The organism is Xenorhabdus sp. TS4, from assembly GCF_014467265.1.
GTDB lineage: Bacteria > Pseudomonadota > Gammaproteobacteria > Enterobacterales > Enterobacteriaceae > Xenorhabdus > Xenorhabdus ehlersii.
The window spans coordinates 58,242-79,736 of sequence record NZ_NKHQ01000080.1; the positions used below are offsets into that span (position 1 = coordinate 58,242).

General features: G+C 44.7%; 19 protein-coding genes. 3 read left to right on the top strand and 16 right to left on the bottom strand.

Annotated elements, in window-relative coordinates; genetic code table 11:
* Positions 1–5: 5 nt before the first annotated feature.
* The 7 genes from carA to ribF form a co-directional block, all read right to left on the bottom strand.
* Positions 6–1,166, bottom strand: a complete 1,161-nt coding sequence (gene carA / locus Xets_RS16815) for a glutamine-hydrolyzing carbamoyl-phosphate synthase small subunit (RefSeq protein WP_099132748.1) — start codon at positions 1,164–1,166, stop codon at positions 6–8.
* A gap of 438 nt (positions 1,167–1,604) precedes the next feature.
* A complete protein-coding gene (dapB, locus tag Xets_RS16820; RefSeq protein ID WP_099132747.1) occupies positions 1,605–2,426 on the bottom strand; it encodes a 4-hydroxy-tetrahydrodipicolinate reductase in 822 nt (273 codons plus the stop codon).
* A gap of 401 nt (positions 2,427–2,827) precedes the next feature.
* Complete coding sequence (gene ispH, locus Xets_RS16825; RefSeq protein WP_187652167.1) at positions 2,828–3,781, bottom strand: 4-hydroxy-3-methylbut-2-enyl diphosphate reductase; 954 nt, start codon at positions 3,779–3,781, stop codon at positions 2,828–2,830.
* Positions 3,762–4,232: an FKBP-type peptidyl-prolyl cis-trans isomerase gene (gene fkpB / locus Xets_RS16830; protein ID WP_099132745.1), complete on the bottom strand. Its 471-nt coding sequence runs from the start codon at positions 4,230–4,232 to the stop codon at positions 3,762–3,764. The genes ispH and fkpB overlap by 20 nt, the downstream gene beginning before the upstream one ends.
* Positions 4,233–4,347: 115 nt before the next feature.
* On the bottom strand, positions 4,348–4,860 hold the full coding sequence (lspA, locus tag Xets_RS16835) for a signal peptidase II (RefSeq protein WP_099132744.1): 513 nt from the start codon (positions 4,858–4,860) through the stop codon (positions 4,348–4,350).
* Positions 4,860–7,673: an isoleucine--tRNA ligase gene (gene ileS, locus Xets_RS16840; RefSeq protein ID WP_187652168.1), complete on the bottom strand. Its 2,814-nt coding sequence runs from the start codon at positions 7,671–7,673 to the stop codon at positions 4,860–4,862. The genes lspA and ileS overlap by 1 nt, the downstream gene beginning before the upstream one ends.
* Before the next feature lie 26 nt (positions 7,674–7,699).
* A complete protein-coding gene (gene ribF, locus Xets_RS16845) occupies positions 7,700–8,644 on the bottom strand; it encodes a bifunctional riboflavin kinase/FAD synthetase (RefSeq protein WP_187652169.1) in 945 nt (314 codons plus the stop codon).
* Positions 8,645–8,992: 348 nt separating this feature from the next.
* On the opposite strand from ribF, the gene rpsT reads away from it, so the two are divergent.
* Positions 8,993–9,253 (top strand): 30S ribosomal protein S20, encoded by a 261-nt coding sequence (rpsT, locus tag Xets_RS16850; RefSeq protein WP_038240544.1) that lies wholly within the window; start codon positions 8,993–8,995, stop codon positions 9,251–9,253.
* Between the two features lie 103 nt (positions 9,254–9,356).
* On the opposite strand, the gene nhaR is transcribed toward rpsT, so the two are convergent.
* Together nhaR and nhaA are read right to left on the bottom strand one after the other, a co-directional pair.
* The gene (nhaR, locus tag Xets_RS16855) at positions 9,357–10,283 is read right to left on the bottom strand and encodes a transcriptional activator NhaR (RefSeq protein ID WP_099132741.1); all 927 of its coding nucleotides are present in this window, start codon (positions 10,281–10,283) and stop codon (positions 9,357–9,359) included.
* Positions 10,284–10,500: 217 nt separating this feature from the next.
* Positions 10,501–11,679, bottom strand: coding sequence for a Na+/H+ antiporter NhaA (gene nhaA, locus Xets_RS16860; protein ID WP_187652170.1), 1,179 nt, complete (start codon positions 11,677–11,679; stop codon positions 10,501–10,503).
* 207 nt (positions 11,680–11,886) lie between these two features.
* Between nhaA and Xets_RS16865 the strand changes: the two genes are divergently transcribed.
* Positions 11,887–12,732 carry a DMT family transporter gene (locus Xets_RS16865; RefSeq protein ID WP_099132739.1) on the top strand — a complete coding sequence of 282 codons (846 nt, stop codon included), beginning with the start codon at positions 11,887–11,889 and terminating at the stop codon, positions 12,730–12,732.
* A gap of 111 nt (positions 12,733–12,843) precedes the next feature.
* Here the strand turns inward: Xets_RS16865 and dnaJ are convergent, their stop codons facing one another.
* Entirely contained in the window at positions 12,844–13,980 is a 1,137-nt protein-coding gene (dnaJ, locus tag Xets_RS16870) for a molecular chaperone DnaJ (protein WP_099132738.1), read from the bottom strand.
* A gap of 104 nt (positions 13,981–14,084) precedes the next feature.
* The gene (gene dnaK, locus Xets_RS16875; RefSeq protein WP_099132737.1) at positions 14,085–15,995 is read right to left on the bottom strand and encodes a molecular chaperone DnaK; all 1,911 of its coding nucleotides are present in this window, start codon (positions 15,993–15,995) and stop codon (positions 14,085–14,087) included.
* Between the two features lie 349 nt (positions 15,996–16,344).
* Here dnaK and satP point away from each other — a divergent pair, with 349 nt between their 5' ends.
* Entirely contained in the window at positions 16,345–16,917 is a 573-nt protein-coding gene (satP, locus tag Xets_RS16880) for an acetate uptake transporter (RefSeq protein WP_099132736.1), read from the top strand.
* A 72-nt stretch (positions 16,918–16,989) separates the two neighbouring features.
* Here the strand turns inward: satP and Xets_RS16885 are convergent, their stop codons facing one another.
* The 5 genes from Xets_RS16885 to Xets_RS16905 all read right to left on the bottom strand — a co-directional run bounded on the left by Xets_RS16885 (position 16,990) and on the right by Xets_RS16905 (position 21,467).
* On the bottom strand, positions 16,990–18,261 hold the full coding sequence (locus Xets_RS16885) for an MFS transporter (protein WP_099132735.1): 1,272 nt from the start codon (positions 18,259–18,261) through the stop codon (positions 16,990–16,992).
* 305 nt (positions 18,262–18,566) lie between these two features.
* Complete coding sequence (locus tag Xets_RS16890; protein WP_187652171.1) at positions 18,567–19,142, bottom strand: flavoprotein; 576 nt, start codon at positions 19,140–19,142, stop codon at positions 18,567–18,569.
* 34 nt (positions 19,143–19,176) lie between these two features.
* Positions 19,177–20,019, bottom strand: coding sequence for a metallophosphoesterase (locus Xets_RS16895; RefSeq protein WP_099132733.1), 843 nt, complete (start codon positions 20,017–20,019; stop codon positions 19,177–19,179).
* A gap of 41 nt (positions 20,020–20,060) precedes the next feature.
* Positions 20,061–20,525 (bottom strand): group II truncated hemoglobin, encoded by a 465-nt coding sequence (locus Xets_RS16900; protein ID WP_187652172.1) that lies wholly within the window; start codon positions 20,523–20,525, stop codon positions 20,061–20,063.
* Between the two features lie 72 nt (positions 20,526–20,597).
* A complete protein-coding gene (locus tag Xets_RS16905) occupies positions 20,598–21,467 on the bottom strand; it encodes a GNAT family N-acetyltransferase (protein ID WP_099132732.1) in 870 nt (289 codons plus the stop codon).
* Between the last annotated feature and the right edge of the window lie 28 nt (positions 21,468–21,495).

Below are 21,495 nucleotides of genomic sequence, written 5' to 3' on the forward strand. Positions count from 1 at the left end.
CCTGATTATTTGGTGTTCTGAACGTTTGTCAGGCGATATTGCTCAATTAACTCGATAAAATGATCGAACAGTGAAGCGGCTTCATGTGGGCCTGGGCTAGCTTCTGGGTGCCCCTGAAAACTGAATGCTGGCTTGTCAGTACGATGAATGCCTTGCAATGTGCCATCAAAAAGTGACTTATGTGTTACACGCAGATTGGCTGGCAGTGAACTTTCATCAACAGCAAAACCGTGGTTCTGTGCCGTGATCATGACAACATTGCGATCCAGATCTTTGACCGGATGGTTGCCACCATGATGACCAAACTTCATTTTCACCGTTTTTGCGCCGCTGGCCAGTGCCAGCAACTGGTGTCCTAAACAGATGCCAAATACAGGGATTTCGGTATTCAGGAAGGTTTTGATTGCTTCGATAGCATAGTCGCATGGCTCTGGATCACCAGGTCCATTGGACAGGAAAATGCCATCCGGTGCCATTTTCAGTACTTCGTCGGCGGGAGTTTTTGCCGGTACAACGGTAACGCGGCAGCCGCGATCGACCAGCATACGCAGGATATTGCGCTTCACCCCAAAATCATAGGCCACAATATGGTAAGGCAATTCTTGCTCTTTGCGAGCTTCGGGTAGCCCATCCGCTAATGTCCAGCTTCCTTGTACCCATTGGTAAGATTGTGCTGTCGTGACTTCTTTTGCCAAATCCATGCCTTTCAGGCCAGGAAATGCTTTTGCTTTTTCCAGTGCAATCTGAGCATCTGCATCATTACCTGCAATGATACAGCCGTTCTGTGCCCCTTTTTCTCTTAATAGTCGGGTCAGTTTGCGTGTATCGATATCCGCGATGGCGACGATATTATGACGTTTCAGGTAATCAGACAGGTTTTCTTCGCTGCGGAAGTTACTGGTCACTAAGGGTAAATCACGAATAACTAAGCCTTGGGCTTGAATGGCGGGGGATTCTTCATCAGCGGCATTGATGCCGACATTACCAATATGGGGATAAGTAAGAGTAACAATTTGGCGGGAATAGGAAGGGTCGGTAAGTATTTCTTGATATCCGGTCATTGAGGTATTGAAGACCACTTCTCCAACAGCCACACCTTCTGCACCAATGGCGCGACCGTGAAATTGGGTTCCATCTTCCAGAACCAATATAGCTGACTTAATCAAAACGCCCTCCAAAAATGAATAATCAGTCGCATCCAATGCATATTAATTCAGAATTAGTCCTTAAAATCAATGCCAATCATGATTTTTGTCAAAATTTTGGCAAATTGCGCGCATTCTAATGATGAGAAGGGGGGTTGTCTACAAAAAATGGCATTTTTATTGGCTTTTTTACAACTCCCGGTTTGAGTTTGAATAAATATAGCTGAAAAGTATAAGGAAAGGGTGAGCAGATAAACGATTATGGTGGGAGAAAACTTAAGAACAGAAAAAATATGTGGTTTTTTTCGTGTTTATGAGAAAAAGACCACAAAAAGACTAAATATTATTACATAAATAGTCATTAATTGGGGTATTTTATCATAGATTGTCTATATATCATTTTTACGCAATTATTTTTTAAATAATTGCGTAAAAACATAATGTTATAATATTTTAAAATTAAATTTTATCAAGATTTAGTACATCTTTCATATTATAAAGTCCACTGTTTTTTCCTGTTAACCATATGGCTGCCTTAATTGCGCCATTAGCAAAGGTCATGCGGCTTGAAGCCTTGTGGCTTATCTCTACACGTTCACCGATATCGGCAAAGATCGCAGTATGCTCTCCCACAATATCACCTGCTCGGATGGTGGCAAATCCAATGCTTTTAGGATCGCGTTCTCCTGTATGGCCTTCACGGGCATAAACTGCGCTGGTTTTGAGATCGCGGCCTAATGCACTGGCGATGGATTCCCCCATTGCCAATGCTGTTCCTGATGGAGCATCTACCTTATGGCGATGGTGGGCTTCAATAATCTCGATGTCAGTATATTCCCCCATCACTGCGGCAGCTTTTTCCAGCAATTTTAATACCAGATTGACACCGACACTAAAATTCGCAGCAAAAACAATGGAGATCTCACGGGAGGCTTCTGCAATAGCTTGTTTACCGGCATCATCAAAACCTGTTGTGCCGATGACCATTGATTTGCGATATTGCCGACAAATGGAGAGGTAGGCCAATGTGCCTTCAGGGCGAGTAAAATCGACCAGTACATCAAAGTGTTCAATGACCTGATGCAGGTCATCATTAATCATCACGCCGTTTTTACCAATCCCAGCCAGCTCTCCCGCATCGATTCCCACCAATGATGAGCCGGAACGCTCTAATGCTGCACCAAGCGTAACACCATCCAACAACTGGATAGCCTGAATGAGGTGGCGTCCCATGCGCCCGCCAGCGCCCACGATAGCAACACGAATATCTGTATCAGCCATAAGGCCCTCTCTATAAATCATTTTTAATTGAGGTGACAAAGGAAAGTTCTACAGCTTAACTGGCAAGAACTGGCAGCGCCAGATTTATAGCTTGGTCATAAGAAAAACAGGGATCATGTTGGAAATTATAAAATTTATCTATCTTCCTGCCTCTGGCAATTCGTAATGAAGATATTTGGTATTAAATCCTGCTAACAGTCATAAATGGCGTTTTAGCATTAGCAATAATAGTTATAAATATATAATGTGTTGATTTAATATACTGAATTATTGAGGTAATCTCTGGTAATGAGAAAAATGAAGAGGATAGTATTGCAAACTCGGTTTTTGTTGGAAATCGTATCAGAATAAATTGCTTATACGTTCCAACCTAAAAAAACCGAGTTTAAATAAAATTGAAGCTAATTAACCTCTTTCACTTCAACCCGTAACTCTTTTGGTACTTCAAAAACAATATTTTCTTCTCGGCCATGCAGCTCGTTAACCGTTTCTGCACCGAAAGTTTTCAAACGTTCAATCACCTGTTGTACCAAAATATCAGGCGCAGATGCACCTGCCGTGACACCCACTGCATCCACACCTGTGATCCATTCTTCCTGGATATCCTTAGCTGAATCAATCAAATAGGCAGGCTTGCCTACGCGTTGTGCAAGTTCGGCCAAGCGATTTGAGTTTGATGAGTTTTTAGAACCAACCACTAGAACCACATCAGCCCCTAATGCCAAATCACGTACCGCTTCCTGACGGTTAGTTGTGGCATAGCAGATATCATCTTTGCGTGGGCCGACAATATTGGGGAACCTTGCATTAAGCGCATCAATCACTTCTGAGGTGTCATCAACAGAAAGTGTTGTTTGGGTCATAAAGCAGAGGTTATTTTCATCCTTAACTTGCAGTTTCCACACGTCTTCCGGTGATTCCACCAGATACATGCCACCATTAGGGTTATTGTATTGCCCCATGGTGCCTTCTACTTCGGGATGACCGGCATGTCCGATTAAAATTGCCTCTTTGCCTTTGCGACTCGCCCTTGCCACTTCCATATGGACTTTAGTAACCAGCGGGCAGGTAGCATCAAACAGCATGGTTAAATTACGGGAGCGGGCTTCTGCACGAATGGCCTGGGAAACACCATGGGCAGAGAAGATCAAAATGGCGCCATCAGGCACTTCTGAAATTTCTTCAATGAAAATGGCGCCGCGTTTCCTGAGGTTGTCAACCACATAACGGTTGTGTACCACTTCATGGCGAACATAGATGGGGGCACCGTACAATTCCAGTGCACGCTCCACGATGCTGATAGCACGATCAACACCGGCACAGAAACCACGAGGGTTAGCCAGCAATATTTGCATGGGTTTCCTCCAACTGAGGGTCAATTTCCAGCACTTCAATTTCAAAAGTGATGTTTTGTTCAGCCAGTGGATGGTTAAAATCAACAGTAATGGAACCTTCAGCCACTTCTTTGACAAACCCCGGCATTTCACTGCCGTTTATGGCTGTAAATAACATGATGGTTCCCACTTCTGGGATACCGGCATCGGAAAAATCACGAGGAGTGAAGTATTGGACTAAATCAGGATTGTGTTTGCCAAAAATGGTTTCCCCAGCCAGCGTAAATTGATGCTTATCACCAACTTTCAACCCAAGAAGCTGCTCTTCCAGTGGGGCAGAGAGGCTACCATCACCGAGGCGGAATAATGCGGGTTTATCTTGACTATAAGTCGAGTCTGCCGTAGAGCCATCATCCAGCTTTAATGTGAAATGTAATAAAACTGCACTGTGCGCTTGCACCTGCATTGACATGTTGCTCAAGCCTTTTACTTAAAAATGATTGCAAGTATACCGCTATTGGGTATAGACGAAGTTACCAGCCCCAGTTAACCATGCTGGGGCTGGTTTATTATCATTCTTTCAATGACTAAGTTTTCGAGACTGCTTGCTTGTCCTTGTTATCAGGGCTGATAAAGCTCTCTATGATAATGAGAGCAGCACCGATACAAATTGCAGAATCGGCAATATTAAAGGTAGGCCAGTGCCATTCTCCGACATAAAAGTCGATAAAATCGACAACAAAGCCATGCACCAGCCTATCGAACAAATTTCCCAAAGCCCCACCAATCACTAAGGCGTAGGCAATATTGCTCAGTTTTTGCTTGGCATTGGAACGATACATCATTACCAGCAGAACAACCGTGATGGCAACTGCCACCAATGCAAAGAACCAACGCTGCCAGCCACCCTTATCGGCCAGAAAACTAAAGGCTGCCCCTAAATTCTGGGCGTAAGTCAGATTGAAATAAGGTATCAATGGAATGGATTCGTACAGCGTGAAATGCTGCAACACTAAGTACTTGCTTCCCAAATCCAGGATGAATACCACAACAACCAGCCAAAGCCAGCGAAGTCCGGTGGAACAAATGGGCTTACTCATCAGGCAAATTTACGCTCTTCACCGTTACCGGCAACGTTAGTCACACAGCGGCCGCAAAGTTCTGCATGTTCCGCCACCAGACCCACGTTTTTAGCATAGTGCCAGCAACGTGGACATTTTTCTCCGTCTGCTTTGCGCAAAGCCACTTTAAGACCTGCCATTTCACTTTGTTGTGCATTCTCACTGGCGGCTGCATAAGCAGCAACTTCAACCTGAGAGGTCAGCAGGACAAAGCGCAGTTCATCAGACAGTTTGTCGAGTTTTTCTGCCAGTGCTTCATCTGCATAGAGTGTGACAGCCGCTTCCAGTGAACTGCGGATATGCTTATCATTACGAGCCTGTTCCAGAACTTTGTTCACTTCGCTACGTACTGCCAGCAGGTCAGCCCAGAAAGTATCGTTCATATCTTCGCCATCTGCCAGACCAAACAGCCCGTCATACCACTCTTCGGTAAAGACGTATTGAACACGTTTACCTGGCAATTCATGCCAAATTTCATCAGCAGTAAACGACAGAATCGGCATCATCCAGCGAACCAGGGCTTCTGCGATATGGAACAAGGCAGTCTGGCAGCTACGACGGGCAAGGCCGTCACTTTTCGCGGTATACTGGCGATCTTTGATGATATCCAGATAGAACGAACCCATTTCCACGGAACAGAATTGCATCAAGCGTTGAACCACAGAGTGGAAATCATACTCTTCATAGTATTTAAGGATATCTGCCTGTGCGGCCTGAGCGCGGCCTACAGCCCAGCGATCCAGAACAACCATATCTTCTGCTTTTACCATGTGCTCTTCTGGGTTGAAACCATTCAGATTTGCCAGCAGGAAGCGGGCGGTGTTGCGGATACGGCGGTAAGCATCAGCAGAACGTTTCAAGATCTCGTCAGAAACAGCGATTTCGCCAGTATAATCAGTGGCTGCCACCCATAAACGCAGGATATCTGCGCCCAGTTTGTTCATCACATCTTGCGGGCTGATGGTATTGCCGATGGATTTGGACATTTTACGCCCTTGTTCATCAACGGTGAAACCATGAGTCAGAACCTGGCGGTAAGGGGCTTTGCCTTTGATCGCAGTGGACAGCATCAATGAAGACATGAACCAGCCACGGTGCTGGTCAGAACCTTCCAGATACAGATCGGCTGAATTGCCGTTGAATTCTGGACGGGCATCCACAACCGAAGAATGGGTACTTCCTGAATCAAACCAAACATCCAGCGTATCTGGCGCTTTGGTGTAATCTGCGGCCTCATCACCCAGCAGGTCTGCTGCGTCCAGATCCCACCATGCCTGAATGCCATCGACTTCAACGCGTTTAGCGACTTCTTCGATCAATTCAACGGTACGAGGATGTGGCTCTTGTGTCCCTTTATGAATGAACAGAGACATGGGTACGCCCCATGTACGCTGGCGAGAAATACACCAGTCTGGACGGTTTTCTACCATTGATTCGATACGCGCTTGTCCCCAACCAGGTATCCACTGAACATCTTTGATCTCTTTTAGGGATTGTGCACGTAAACCATTTTTGTCCATGCTAATGAACCATTGTGGTGTTGCACGGAAGATGATGGGTTTTTTGTGGCGCCAGCAGCACGGGTAGCTGTGTTGGATTTTTTCCAGATTCAGCAATGTGCCTTTCTCTTTCAGCAATTCAACAATGATGTCGTTGGCTTTAAAGACAAATTGTCCATCCAGTGAAGGATAAGTGCCAGAGAGATAGCAGCCATTAGGGCCAACCGGGTTAGCGATTTCAAGGCCATATTTTAAGCTGATAGAGTAATCGTCTGGACCGTGACCACCAGCAGTATGTACTGCACCTGTACCGGCTTCAAGCGTTACGTGATCACCGAGGATGGCGGGAACATCGTAGCCCATGAATGGATGGTTGAAGCGCAACAGTTCCAGAGCTGCGCCCGTGCAATCGCCTAAAACTTCCCATGCAGTGATACCTGCGCGCTGCATAACGCTTTCGACAAGTTCAGCCGCCAGAATGATGCATTCATCATTGATTTTGACCAATTGGTAGGTAATTTCCGCACCCAAGGCAATTGCACGGTTTGCTGGCAATGTCCACGGGGTGGTGGTCCAGATGATTAAAGAAACAGGCAGCCCTTGTGGTTGTACATCAAATTTGGCGTACACGGCATCGGCATCAACGGCCGCGAAGCGCACGTCGATGGAAGGGGAGGTTTTATCGTAGTATTCCACTTCCGCTTCGGCGAGGGAGGAACCACAGTCAGTACACCAGTGAACAGGTTTTACACCTTTCAGCAAGTGCCCATTTTTGATAATACGGCCTAGTGCACGAATGATGTCGGCTTCGGTTTTGAAGTCCATGGTCAGGTAAGGTTTATCCCAATCGCCCAAGACACCCAGACGTTTGAAGTCCGCTTTTTGTGCTTCGACCTGAGTCATGGCATATTTACGGCACTCAGCACGGAATTCAGCGGCGGAAAATTTTTCCCCTGGCTTGCCGATAATCTGCTCAACCTTGAGCTCAATAGGCAAACCGTGGCAGTCCCAACCCGGAATATAAGGTGAGTCGAAGCCTGACAGCCCCTTGGACTTAATAACAATATCTTTGAGAATTTTATTAACTGAGTGACCAATATGAATATCGCCGTTTGCATAAGGAGGGCCATCATGCAAAATAAACGTTTTCTTGCCAGATTTTGCTTTTCTAATTGCCTGATACAAACCTTCTTTGTACCAACGTTTCAACATATCTGGTTCGCGCTTAGCTAAATCCCCGCGCATAGGGAACCCTGTTTCCGGTAAATTCAGGGTGTCTTTATAGTCACTCATTATAGATTCTCAGTTCCAATTTTCCGCTAGATACATGACTTGGCTCGCTGCAAGAGATAGTCTCTCGCAGCAACCACATCATTTGCGATTTGCTGTTTAAGCGCATCAAGCGAAGCAAATCGCTGCTCATTACGCAATTTTTTACGTAATACCACATCGATATGATGCCCATACAGATCCATTTGGGTATCAATCAAATGCACTTCAAGTTGCTGGCCAAGGCCTGCAACTGTGGGGCGATTGCCTATGTTTGCAACACCCGGTAGGGGGTTATCGCCCAGTCCGTGGACTTCAACAGCATAAACGCCCTTAACAGGCGCAACGAGACGTTTCAACGGTAAGTTGGCTGTGGGAAAACCGATGGTGCGCCCCAATTGCTTACCGTGAACAACTCTGCCACTTATACTGTAAGGATGCCCCAATAATATTTCGGCCAAAGCCAAGTCATCACTTTGCAGTGCCTGACGAATGGCTGTACTGCTGATCCTAAGACCGCTATCACAAAAACTGTCTGTGCTGGCGACATCAAAACTGTATTGTTTACCTGCTTGTTGTAAGTAGTGGAAATCTCCGCGGCGATTTTTGCCAAAACGGAAATCGTCTCCTATTGCCAGAAACTTAACACCCAGTTTTTCAACGAGCAACTGTGAAACAAAGGCTTCAGGTGAGTTGGCTGCAAAATGTTTGTCAAATTTCACACATAACAGATAATCAACGCCATTTTGGGCTAGATATTTTATTTTATCTCTCAGCCTTGTCAGGCGAGCTGGCGCTTTATCTGCCACAAAAACTTCCAGAGGCTGCGGTTCGAAAATCATGACCATCGTCGGTAACCCGAGACGCTGCCCTTCTTGCTTCAAGTGTTTTAATAAAGCCTGATGCCCGCGATGGACACCATCAAAATTACCAATCGTCAGCACGCAACCATGGTGACGCGCCCGGATATTGTGTATACCGCGAATTAGCTCCATAGCTGGCTCAATACCGTGGAAATTGCCGGATTATACCTTGTACAAAGCTCAAGGTTAACCCACGATCACAAAGGGTTTTAATTAATAACCTGATTCATACAATAAAAATAGGCTAGATGCCCGAAAAATATTTAATTTATCGCATTTCTCTGTGATTCATTCAGTTTTTTATTGCGAAAGACTGTATTCCCTCTGAGTAAGCTGATAAAATCCCGCCCCATCACAACGTAATCAGCGTCGCTGTACAACGACGCTTATTTGCACAAATCCATTGACAAAAGAAGGCTGAACAGGCATATTCCTCGGCCTTTGAATTGTCCTCGATAGAATATATTTGGGAGTTGGACCTTGGCTAATATCAAATCAGCTAAGAAACGCGCCGTACAGTCTGAGAAACGCCGTCAGCACAATGCGAGCCGTCGTTCTATGGTGCGCACTTTTATCAAGAAAGTCTACGCGGCTATCGCTGCTGGCGACAAAGAAGCTGCACAGAAAGCATTCAATGACATGCAACCAATTGTTGATCGTCACGCCTGCAAAGGTCTGATCCACAAAAACAAAGCAGCACGTCATAAATCTGCTCTGGCAGCACAAATCAAAGCAATGTAATCATTCGTTTTGATGATGCTAAAAAAACCGGCTTTAAGCCGGTTTTTTTGTATCTGCTGGTTTTAACGTGTTAGTTTTAATCTGCTGTTTTTAAATAAAAACTTTAATATAATTTTTCAGGGCGACTTTTTGGTGGTGAACTGAATAAAGCAGAAAAATCTTTGTTACACACGCGCTGGACTGCCGGATGCTGAATCATACGCTCGGCAAAGATGACGTAATATTCTTCCTGTACCGTATCCAATCGACCTATCTCAACAATATCACTATCAGCAAAAATATCATTGGCGTAGAAAGAAGGCGCAATGAAAATGGCGTTGTGATACATACCAAATGCTTTCATCAAAGCGGCATCATCAAATTCACCCAGCACTTCAACTTCAAGATTTTTATTGCGTATCCATGTCAGGAGCTTTCTTCCCAACATTGAGCGGCGGCCCGGAATTAATAAACGGCGCTCTTCCAAACATGCTGGAAAGGATTTTTCTGGAATTGGTTGGCGGCAGTAAAAACTAATATTACATTCCCCCAATTTCACTGAAAACAATCCTTCCTGTTGAGAAGAATCCACTGGGCAATCGGATAGGATCATATCCAGCTTATGCTGGCTAAGTTGTTCAAGCAGCATTTCATGTGTAGATTCAAAACAACGCAAGTGGATCTTTTCGTGCTCTACAACGGTCGTTTCCAATACCTTACTTACTAAACGTTTGGACAGCGCATCAGCGACACCTACATCAAACAGCAAATTTGATTCTCGGCTGTAAGTCACGATGTCCATCATTTCCTGGCTGAGTGTAAACATCTTATCCGCATAGCGGAAAACTAATTGTCCCAGTTCTGAGGGCACTAATCCTCTTCCTTGGCGTTTGAATAACTTCCCACCCAGGCGCTCTTCCAACGCTTTTATCTGTCCTGTAATGGTTTGTGGGGTCAGATATAGTGCTTCTGCCGCTCCCACAACAGAGCCTTCCTTGCAAACGTGCCAAAAATAATAGAGGTGGTTAAAATTTAAATGTGAAACCCGCATATATTTATCCTTGTGTATTGCCTCGTATCTGTATAACAGCCGTGACCATACATTTCAGGTCGCCAGATTATGGCGTTTTCCTATTTTTCTATCACTATTTTTTATTACTATGAAAATATTCGCGACATCTCAGGTATCAAAGTTTTGCCGCGAATATTAAAAGAATGAGTTACCTCGGAAATTCTTTCTATATCTGTGCTTAAATTAATCTATTCATCTATTTTTGACCACGTTTTTTCTTCGGTAACAGTATGGTGAGTAACCCATAACCAACAACCGCCGCGGTTGTGGAACCTATCAATATGCCTAAGCGGGAATAAGTACTGAAGGTATCATTGAGACCTTCAAATGCCAGACCTGAGATAAAAATAGACATGGTAAAACCGATTCCACACAGTACGGAAACAGCGAAGATTTGTCTCATACCAATTTTTTCCGGCAATTTGGCGATCCCCAGTTTTACCGAAATCCAGCTAAACAGGAAAATACCCAATGGCTTACCAAGAAACAGGCCAAGTGCGATGCCTATAGGCAATATACTGGTTAAACCATCTAATGTGACACCCTGTAGTGAAACACCCGCATTGGCAAAAGCAAACAGTGGCAGAATTAAATAAGCGACCCATGAATGCAGTTCATGCTCCAGGGTTTCTGAGGGTGACTCACCTTTTTTATCTCGAAGGGGGATCAAGAATCCAACAATAACGCCAGCCAGTGTGGCATGAACACCTGATTTCAAGATACACACCCATAAAACAGCACCAACAATCAGATAAGCGGATGTTTTAGCTATTCCTTTCCAATTCATCCAAGCCAATAGCCCAATCATGGCGGTAGCCAAACCTAATGCAGCCAGGGATATTGTTTTGGTATAGAACAAAGCGATAATGATGATGACACCTAAATCATCAATAATCGCCAGCGCAAGCAAAAATACTTTTAATGCGGTGGGAACGCGTTTCCCCAACAACGCCATGATCCCTAATGCAAAAGCGATATCTGTTGCGCAGGGAATTGCCCAACCTTGTTGGGTGATCTCGTCACTGCCATTAAACAGCAGATAGATCAATGCCGGAGCCAACATCCCTCCAAGCGCCGCAATGGCGGGGAAAATGGCTTTGTCGCGACCAGCAAGTGAGCCTTCCATGAGTTCCCGTTTCACTTCCAGCCCGACAATGAGAAAAAACACGGCCATTAATCCATCATTTATCCATAGTAATAATGGCTTATTGATTTCCAGCGCTGCGAATTGCATTGCAACAGGAAGATTGAGAAATTGATGATAAATACCCTGCAATGGCGTATTCGCCATAACCAGCGCAAAAATGGCCGCTATAATGAGAAGGATTCCTCCAGCGGCCTCTAATTTCAAGAATTGGCGAATGATTGCAGTCATGGATAAATTAACCTATGAAATGGATCAAGGTCATGCATATTATGCTAGTCATGATATCGGAAAAAGCAGATTATTTGTGCTAAATTGTTCGTTATATTCGAATTATAACATAATGAAATAATGTTTTTCGAACTATTGATAAATTACACTGCATAGCAGAAGAAATTTTAATCATTATTTGTGCTAACGATATAAGAAAAATACTCTATGACAACGTTACTTTTCCTGTTTGTCCTTGGCGCAGCATTGCTACATGCCAGTTGGAATGCTTTGGTTAAGATTAGCGCAGATCGGTTCTTGGGCATTGCAATTATTGTCTTTTTTGCCGGAATTATCGCCACATTGGGATTGTTTTGGGTTGAATTGCCGTCATTATCCTCTCTGCCGTGGTTAATCTTCTCTGCTGTTTTACATACGACTTATTGTCTGTTTTTAAGCCGCTCTTATGCTACGGGAGATTTAGGGCAGGTATATCCAATTGCCAGAGGTTGTGCGCCACTCATTACCGCTTTATTTAGTTGGGTCATTTTGCAGGAAATGTTGCCGCCCCTTGCCATGCTCGGAGTAGGGCTTATTATCGTAGGGATTATGTTAATTGCTTTTCCACACGGGAAAAATTCTCTTCAACTGGATCGCAAAACGTTAATTGCAGCAATCATAACATCGGCATTTACCGCTGGTTATACTTTATCCGATGGAGCAGGCTCCAGAGCCAGCGATAATACTTTGACCTATATCTTATGGCTGTTTGCTATTAATGGCTGGGTAATGGGCGCGATTATGTATTTCCGGTATTGGAATACTGCCGGAAGGATGCTCCACCAATACTGGAAACAGGGAGTACTGGGCGGGCTGATGCAATTATTAAGTTATGGCATCGTAATTTGGGCGATGGGTCATGCGCCCATCGTGCTGGTTGCGGCATTGCGCGAAACTAGCGTGTTATTTGCAATGTTATTGTCAGTCGTTATCTTGCGGGAACCGTTTAGCAAAATGCGATTATTAGCTTGTATTGTGATTGTGGCTGGGGTTATTGCTACGAAGCTAGGGTAACTTCCCTTTAAAGTTGAGGGTGGCTTAATAGATTAGAAATCCCGCCTGATTATCAATACATTAGAAAGATAATCAGATGGGATTTATGCGAGATCTCACAAAGGTATTAAATTACTTAGTCAGATCATCAAAAAATTTCTTCACACCATCAAGGAAACTTTTGGAGCGAGGGCTATTGGTTTCACCGCTTTTTCCGCCAAAAGATTCGCCCAATTTACGCATCAGCTCTTTTTGCTCTTCATTCAGCTTAACCGGTGTTTCTACTACGACACGGCACAGCAAGTCGCCCTGAACACCGCCACGGACGGATTTAACACCTTTACCTTTCATACGGAACAACTTGCCAGTTTGGGTTTCCGCCGGGATTTTCAGGCTGACACGGCCATCAAGGGTTGGGACTTCAATTTCGCCGCCCAATGCCGCGGTTGCGAAGTTGATCGGAACTTCACAATAAAGATTGCTACCATCGCGCTCGAAGATATGGTGAGGCTTGACTTGAACCTGAACGTACAAATCGCCGGATGGTGCTCCGTGTTCACCGGCTTCACCTTCACCACTCAAGCGAATGCGATCGCCAGTGTCGACGCCTGCTGGAATTTTAACGGACAGCGTTTTGTATTTTTCAACACGACCATGTCCATGACATTTACCGCAAGGATCTTTGATGATTTTTCCGTGTCCATGACACTGCGGGCAAGCTTGTTGAACTGCGAAGAACCCTTGGCGCATTTGTACCTGACCTGCCCCGTGACAGGTTGGGCAAGTTTCTGGGCTGGTACCCGCTTTAGCTCCGCTGCCGTGACAGGTATCACAAGATTCCAGGGTTGGAATGCGGATCTCTTTGGTCACACCACGGACAGCTTCTTCCAGGGTTAATTCCATGCTGTAACGCAGGTCTGAGCCACGGCTAGGACGCTGCTGACGACGGCCACCACCGAAAATATCTCCGAAAACGTCACCAAAGATATCGCTAAAGTCAGCTCCGCCACCGAAACCACCTGAGCCACCGCCCATGCCACCTTGTTCAAAGGCAGCGTGACCATATTGGTCATAAGCGGCACGTTTCTGAGAATCTGTCAGGATCTCATACGCTTCTTTAATTTCTTTGAATTTACTTTCTGATTCTTTATCACCCTGGTTACGGTCTGGGTGATATTTCATTGCCAGCCGTTTATAGGCTTTTTTGATCTCTTTTTCGTCTGCGGTTTTGGAAACTCCCAAAACTTCGTAATAATCTTTTTTTGCCATCGTATTGTTTACCCTTAACACGCACGCACGGGCGTAGAGTTACCTCAACGCCCGTGCCAGTTAACAAGTAACAGGCGCCCTGTTACTTTGCCCGCTAAGGGCTATTATTTTTTGTCTTTAACTTCTTCGAATTCAGCGTCTACAACGTCGTCGTCTTTCTTCGCGTTGCTTGCGCCAGCATCGGCAGCACCAGCCTGAGCTTGTTGTTGGGCAATTTCCAGCAGTTTCTTGGATGCTTCAACCAAGGCTTGGATCTTCGCTTCAATTTCAGCTTTATCTTCGCCTTTCGCCGCAGTTTCCAGCTCAGAAGTTGCTTTCTCGATTGCCGCTTTATCGTCTGCTGCCAGTTTGTCACCCGCTTCTTCAACTTGCTTACGAGTGCCGTGGATCAGTTGGTCAGCTTGGTTACGGATTTGAACCAGCTCTTCAAACTTACGGTCAGCTTCTGCGTTTGCTTCTGCATCACGTACCATCTGTTGGATTTCTTCTTCGTTCAGACCAGAAGAGGCTTTGATGGTGATGTTTTGCTCGCGACCTGAGTTTTTGTCTTTCGCAGAAACGTGCAGGATGCCGTCAGCATCGATATCGAAAGTCACTTCGATCTGCGGAGTACCGCGCATTGCTGGCTGAATACCATCCAGGTTGAACTGACCCAGAGATTTGTTATCGCCGGCACGCTTACGCTCACCTTGTAATACATGGATCGTTACCGCAGACTGGTTGTCTTCCGCTGTAGAGAACACTTGACTATGTTTAGTCGGGATAGTGGTGTTCTTAGAAATCAGGGAAGTCATCACGCCGCCCATGGTTTCGATACCCAGAGACAGTGGAGTTACGTCCAGCAGCAGAACGTCTTTCACGTCACCAGCCAGTACACCACCTTGAACTGCTGCACCCATTGCCACTGCTTCGTCTGGGTTCACGTCTTTACGTGGTTCTTTGCCGAAGAAATCTGCGACTGCTTTCTGCACCAGTGGCATACGAGTCTGACCACCAACCAGAATAACGTCGTTGATGTCAGAGACAGACAGGCCAGCGTCATTCAATGCAACTTTCAGAGGTTCGATAGAACGTTTAACCAGGTCTTCAACCAGAGATTCCAGTTTTGCACGGGTAACTTTAATGTTCATGTGCTTAGGACCGGTTGCATCTGCTGTGATGTATGGCAGGTTTACATCAGTCTGCTGTGCAGAAGAAAGTTCGATCTTCGCTTTTTCTGCTGCTTCTTTCAGACGCTGCATTGCCAGTGGGTCATTACGTAGATCGATGCCTTGTTCTTTCTTAAACTCGTCAACCAGATAGTTGATCATGCGGCTGTCGAAGTCTTCACCACCTAAGTGGGTATCACCATTGGTTGCCAGAACTTCATACGTTTTTTCACCATCAACTTCATCGATTTCGATGATAGAGATATCGAAAGTACCACCACCCAAGTCATAAACCGCGATGGTACGGTTGCCCACTTCTCTGTCCAGGCCGTAAGCCAGTGCAGCCGCAGTAGGTTCGTTGATGATACGCTTAACTTCCAGACCTGCGATACGGCCAGCATCTTTAGTTGCCTGACGCTGTGCGTCGTTGAAGTATGCAGGAACGGTGATAACCGCTTCGGTTACTGGTTCACCCAGATAGTCTTCCGCTGTTTTCTTCATTTTTTTCAGAACTTCAGCAGAAACTTGAGGGGGTGCCATTTTTTGGCCTTTTACTTCCAGCCATGCATCGCCGTTATCCGCACCTGTGATTTTGTATGGCATGATAGATACGTCACGCTGTACTTCTTCGTCCTGGAAACGACGGCCAATCAAACGTTTAATGGCGAACAACGTGTTTTGCGGGTTAGTAACAGCCTGACGTTTAGCTGGTTGACCAACCAGAGTTTCACCATCCTGAGTATATGCGATGATAGAAGGTGTGGTACGGTCACCTTCGCTGTTTTCAAGCACACGAGTGGTTGTGCCGTCCATAATTGCTACACAAGAGTTGGTAGTTCCCAAGTCGATACCAATGATTTTACCCATCTAAACGCCTCCACAAAGAATTCATATATTCGGTCAAGTTACTAAGCTATATGAGGACGAATGTTTACTTTTCAATGGCTCTGTTCGCCAGACATTCCTCATTTTGTTTTCCAGCTAATGCTGAAATATTCAGTAGTAACTGTAGTTGAGACTTAGATGGGGTCATTCATCTCATCATCAAGGGGAGAATTGAAAAAAAATTGAGATTTAATAAAAAAATTTTTCGCAGGCCATTGTGTAGTTGATGTCATCACATTATGATTCGCCGCCTTTTATGATTTCTTGGTGCAGGAAAGCGCCACGATAAATTTTTTAATATTTTGTTTTATTTGTATTTTCTAGGGGAAGTATGCATTCTAATCAGTTGGCGAACCCAGGCCCATTGGGTTTAATGGGTTTTGGCATGACAACCATTTTGTTGAATTTGCACAATGCAGGTTTTTTCCCATTGGCATCAGCAATTTTGAGCATGGGAATTTTTTACGGTGGTTTGGCTCAGGTGCTGGCCGGCATCTTTGAGTACAAAAAAGGAAATACGTTTGCTGCAACCGCATTTACCTCTTACGGCCTGTTCTGGTTGAGTCTGATCGCTTTGCTTTTCCTGCCAAAGATGGGGCTGGCTGACGCAACCAGTCATGAGTTCCTTGGTGTTTATCTCGCCTTGTGGGGAATCTTCACACTGTTTATGTTCTTTGGTACGTTGAAAGCTAACCGTGTCCTGCAATTTGTCTTTGGCAGCTTGACGCTGCTGTTTGCATTGCTGGCAATTGGCAACATCACCGGCAATGCCAGCATCTTGATCTTCGCGGGTTTTGAAGGTGTTATCTGTGGTGCGAGTGCTTTCTATCTGGCAATGGCTGAGGTTCTGAATGAACAATATGGCCGTACTATTCTGCCAATTGGTGAAGTGAAACACGCTTAACCGTTTTTAACAGGATGAGTCATTCATGCTCATCCTGTGCTTTATCAATCCTCTAATTTCTTACCTACTTCTTCAGATAGATTTTTTCCGCAAGTAAAACCCCAATAACAGGCCAACAGCCGATAAGGTCATCATATAGTAAGCGGGTGCCAGTGCGGTATATGTCAGTAGTAAGGTGACGAAAATTGGTGTCAATCCACCAAAAATGGCATAAGCCAAATTATATGCAAATGAAATGCCACTAAACCTGACTTCTGGCGGATAGCTTTTCACCATAACAAAAGGAGTGGCGCCAATCACACCGACAGTCAGACCAGCGAGGGAATAAGTACTAAATAGTTTAAGTGGTTCATGGCTGATATTGTGGTAGAAAAACCATGTTGTGGCAGCCAATAGAGTGCAACCGATAATCAGCACGATACCGGCTCCCCATTTATCGCATAAATATCCGACAGAGATACAGCCAATCGCCAATGAGATAATAGCCAGACTGTTTGCTTTCAAAGTCAGTGATTGTTCCAGATTAAATACCGACTGCATATAGGTTGGTGTCATCAAGATAACGACGACAATGCCTGCGGAAAGGAGCCATGTCAGCAGCATGGAAATAGAGATGGCGCGTTTGTGATTAAAAACAACAGTTTTTAGTGGCAGCTCTCCTGCCAACGCTTTGCGTTCTTGCATTTCCTTGAAGACAGGGGTTTCATGGAGCCAACGGCGCAGATACATGGCGCATAAACCGAAAATACCGCCTAAGAAAAATGGCAGACGCCACGCCCAATCTAAGACTTCTTGTCTGGAATAAATCGAAGTAATAATGGTTGCGACGAGAGAACCAAATAAAATCCCCAAACTCAATCCTGCCGTTAAAACACCACAGGCAAATCCGATGCGTTTATGAGGAACATGCTCTGCCACAAAAACCCAGGCTCCGGGTACTTCTCCACCAATTGCGGCTCCCTGCATAATCCGCATCAGTAGCAGCAGGATAGGGGCAGCAATGCCTATGGCGTCATAGGTGGGCAACAGGCCGATGGTCAGTGTTGGTACAGCCATCAACAATATGCTGAGTGAAAACATTTTCTTACGCCCAATGAGATCGCCAAAATGGGCCATGACGATCCCACCTAAAGGCCGAACCAGATAACCCGCAGCAAAAATACCAAATGTCTGTAGTTGCCTGAGCCATTCAGGTATATCAGCAGGAAAAAAGAGTTCCCCAAGCGCAACAGCAAAGAAGATAAAGATAATAAAGTCGTAAAATTCCAGAGCGCCACCTAAAGCCGCCAAGGACAGCGTTTTATAATCTTGTTTATTTAATGGACGATTGTGATGTTGTGACATAAGTTACCGGTTTATAGTTATAAAATGGGTTCTAAGGTGATTATTTTCAATGTCCTGACCAGACTCAAAATAGATGAAAATAAAACTTACACTATATTAAAAGATATTTATTCTACAATTTTTAAAAAGAACCCATTGTGGTGATATGTAACTTAGATTTGAACAGAGGAAGAATTTACAGCTATATATCAGGGAAAATGTGAAATAGAAGAGTACCCAGCCCACATATTAGATCACTTTCATGTCGAATATTTTTTGTCAATTAAGGGGCGAAATACTCTTCCATAACGCGATTAATCTCGAACTTATTCTGACTGATATTGTTTCAGTAGTGAAATAACGGTTTCAATATCTGGTAATGAAGGATGTCCAACCATTCGTTGTAGTGAAACATCAAAATTTTCGTGCCATACAGGTTCAATAACGTGATAGCCATCATCACGTAATTGATTGATATTGCGACGTGTTGCTTTTTTTTCCCACATTACGTGTCCCATGACAGGAAAAAACAGCACAGGAAATGTGGAGGCCAGCACGACAGTTGTTAATCGATTGGTTGCGCCACCACAAGCAACGGTCGCAAGCGTGTTAGCTGTTGCAGGTAAAACCGCCATAATGTCATGATCCGCGACAATGCGTGAAGGTTTGTCTGTTGGCCAATCGTGGGGCATCTCTCCGCTAATGACCCGATCGGCATAGAGCGCTATGGTTGAAGCGGGTAAAAAGGTGGTGGCATTGTTTGTCATCAATACTGTTAATGTACAGTCGATCGCCGCCTTAATTGCTGAAAGATATTTGGGGAGGAGGGTGATATCTACTGACCCGGTTGTCCCAATTAAGATCCGAGGTTTTATCTGTGGAATTATTTCATCATTTTTCATCGTTAAATTAGCCTCTTATTATAAAAATAGATGATTAGCTATACGCGTTAGCGTGTTCCAGTAATCCGTCTAGTTGTACTAAGTAAGAACTTCTGCCACGCTCTTGCCATTCCCGCGGATATCCCAAAGAGACTTCCAAATGAGCAACATCTTGAATATATTCGAGATTAGGAATGTGTAGGTGTCCATATACCACCATGCGAACCCCTTTTTTTGATGCCCATTGGTGAGTTTTTTCACTGCCACACCAAATGGAAAATTCACTGTTGCGTAAGGATTCGAGCGGCTTACGGATAATGGGGAAATGGCTTATCAGTACGATATCTTTGCCATCTGGAATGGTGTTCAAGCGTTTGGCGGTATATTGGATACGTTCCCGACACCAATCGATAATATTTCTATGGGGATAGGTTTTCAGGAAGAATTCGTCAGAGCTAATGACACCACAACGACGAGCGCGTTCTATAGCCTGTTCCGCCGTATAGTCATAGGTATTTCTAAATGAATAATCGTATAGGGTAAAAATAGGGGCAATGGTAACCGTTGTACCATTCCCCATGCGGTAATGACGAAACTCATCTTCGGGGGTGAGTACGTTATGCTGCCGACAGATATTGACCAGATGTTCATAACGCAGTACGCCAGGCAACTTTAATTGATCTTTTGGTGTGCACCAGAGTTCATGATTTCCTGGCGTCCAGACGACTTGAGCAAACCGTTGGGAAAGCATACTGATGACCCATGTAAAATCTGACTCCTGCTCTGCGATGTCGCCTGCCAGCAGCAGCCAATCGTCAGGTGTTGATGGCCTGAATGATTCGACTATAGCCCTATTTGTTGCATGAGATACATGTAAGTCACTGACGGCCAACAACATAAGCTCACCTCTCTAACTTTACCTGTAAGTTTCTTTAAAAATCAGGGCGTTCCTGGAGGAGCTTCTCCCCATCCCCACTTGGGTACGGTTTCGCGACGTGAAGGAGCAGCATTGGGTTGAGAATTGGCCTCAGCCCTGCGTGAACCCCATTCGATGTAACCGGCGAATGCTGCGCGAAATTCAGGATCAGAAGGTAAGCCGATTTCATCAGCAGATTCCATCAACAGTTCTACCCATCTCTTTCTTTGTTCAGGTTGGATGCTTCTGCCTCTGTGACGGCTTATCATAACCTTGAAGCCACCACGATCTTTGGTATAGCGATTTTCTCCGCCGAGTACTTCTTCCAACCACATGGCGACGTGACCAGGGTGATCGGATTTCATATTTTTAAACAGTGGAGCAAGCAGCTCATCTTTTTCAACCTTGGTATAAAAGGCGTCCATGAGTTTCATGAGTACCTCACGGCCTCCCATCCATTCAAATAAGGTCGGTGTTTCATTTGCCATAACATAACCTCTCATATGAATATATTTATTGATGATGTTGCGATTCAGGTAATGGCTGTTTGTTGATATCCATTACCCTAACTCCAAAGACGCAATGGCCTTGACCTTATCCAGCCGCCCCTTTGGTATGAGATTGCCTTTGTACATTCTGTATGTGTTAAACAGTCCCTTTAGCCCATATTCGTTAGCCAATTGGAGAAACTCGTTGTTATCGGTTTCGGGAACATCGACCGATACAGGTAAACCATCAGGGATCTGTGCGAATGCGGTAAGAGCTAATGTTTCAACAGCTTCAGCGTTATCGGCAAAGAAAGGGCCTATTCGGTAGCCATTTTGCGATCGTCTTATGCCAATAACGCCGGAAATTCCCGTTCTGGAATAAGTACAAAATCCATAACGTTCTTTTCCCCAAAACCAATTAGCAAGTAATGCCCCTCGATGAACACCAATGCATTCAGTATCATATTTAATGACTTCATCAATATTGGCTGGCGTAATCAGAATAGCGCCAGCTGGTGGAGTGATTTTTTGCTTGATGAGTCCGGAAAGCCGGACATTACGATAATGGATGGCAAATCCTCTTCTTTCGTAGAGTTGCGTTCTATCCCAGTTACCATCACAGCCAATGGTGCGATGTTCTGCATAGTCCATAGAGCATTTCCATATTTTTCCTGCACAAACATGATTGCGGAATTCTGGTTGTATAATGAAATTGCCACCGAACGAATAAAAATCTGAATAATTCACCATCGATATTGATGCGATGGGTTGAATACCACGATAGGCAATAAAAAAAGCCTCTGGATCTACCCTAAAGAAACAGGCTGCATCGTCCACATTCATATCCCAGTTTTCGGCCTTTGCCCAATTAAGAATGATTGAGTTCCATTGACTGACATTGACCGATCGAATGAGACACGACTTGCTGTTCATCTTATTCATAACCAATATATCCTCTCCAACCGCGTAT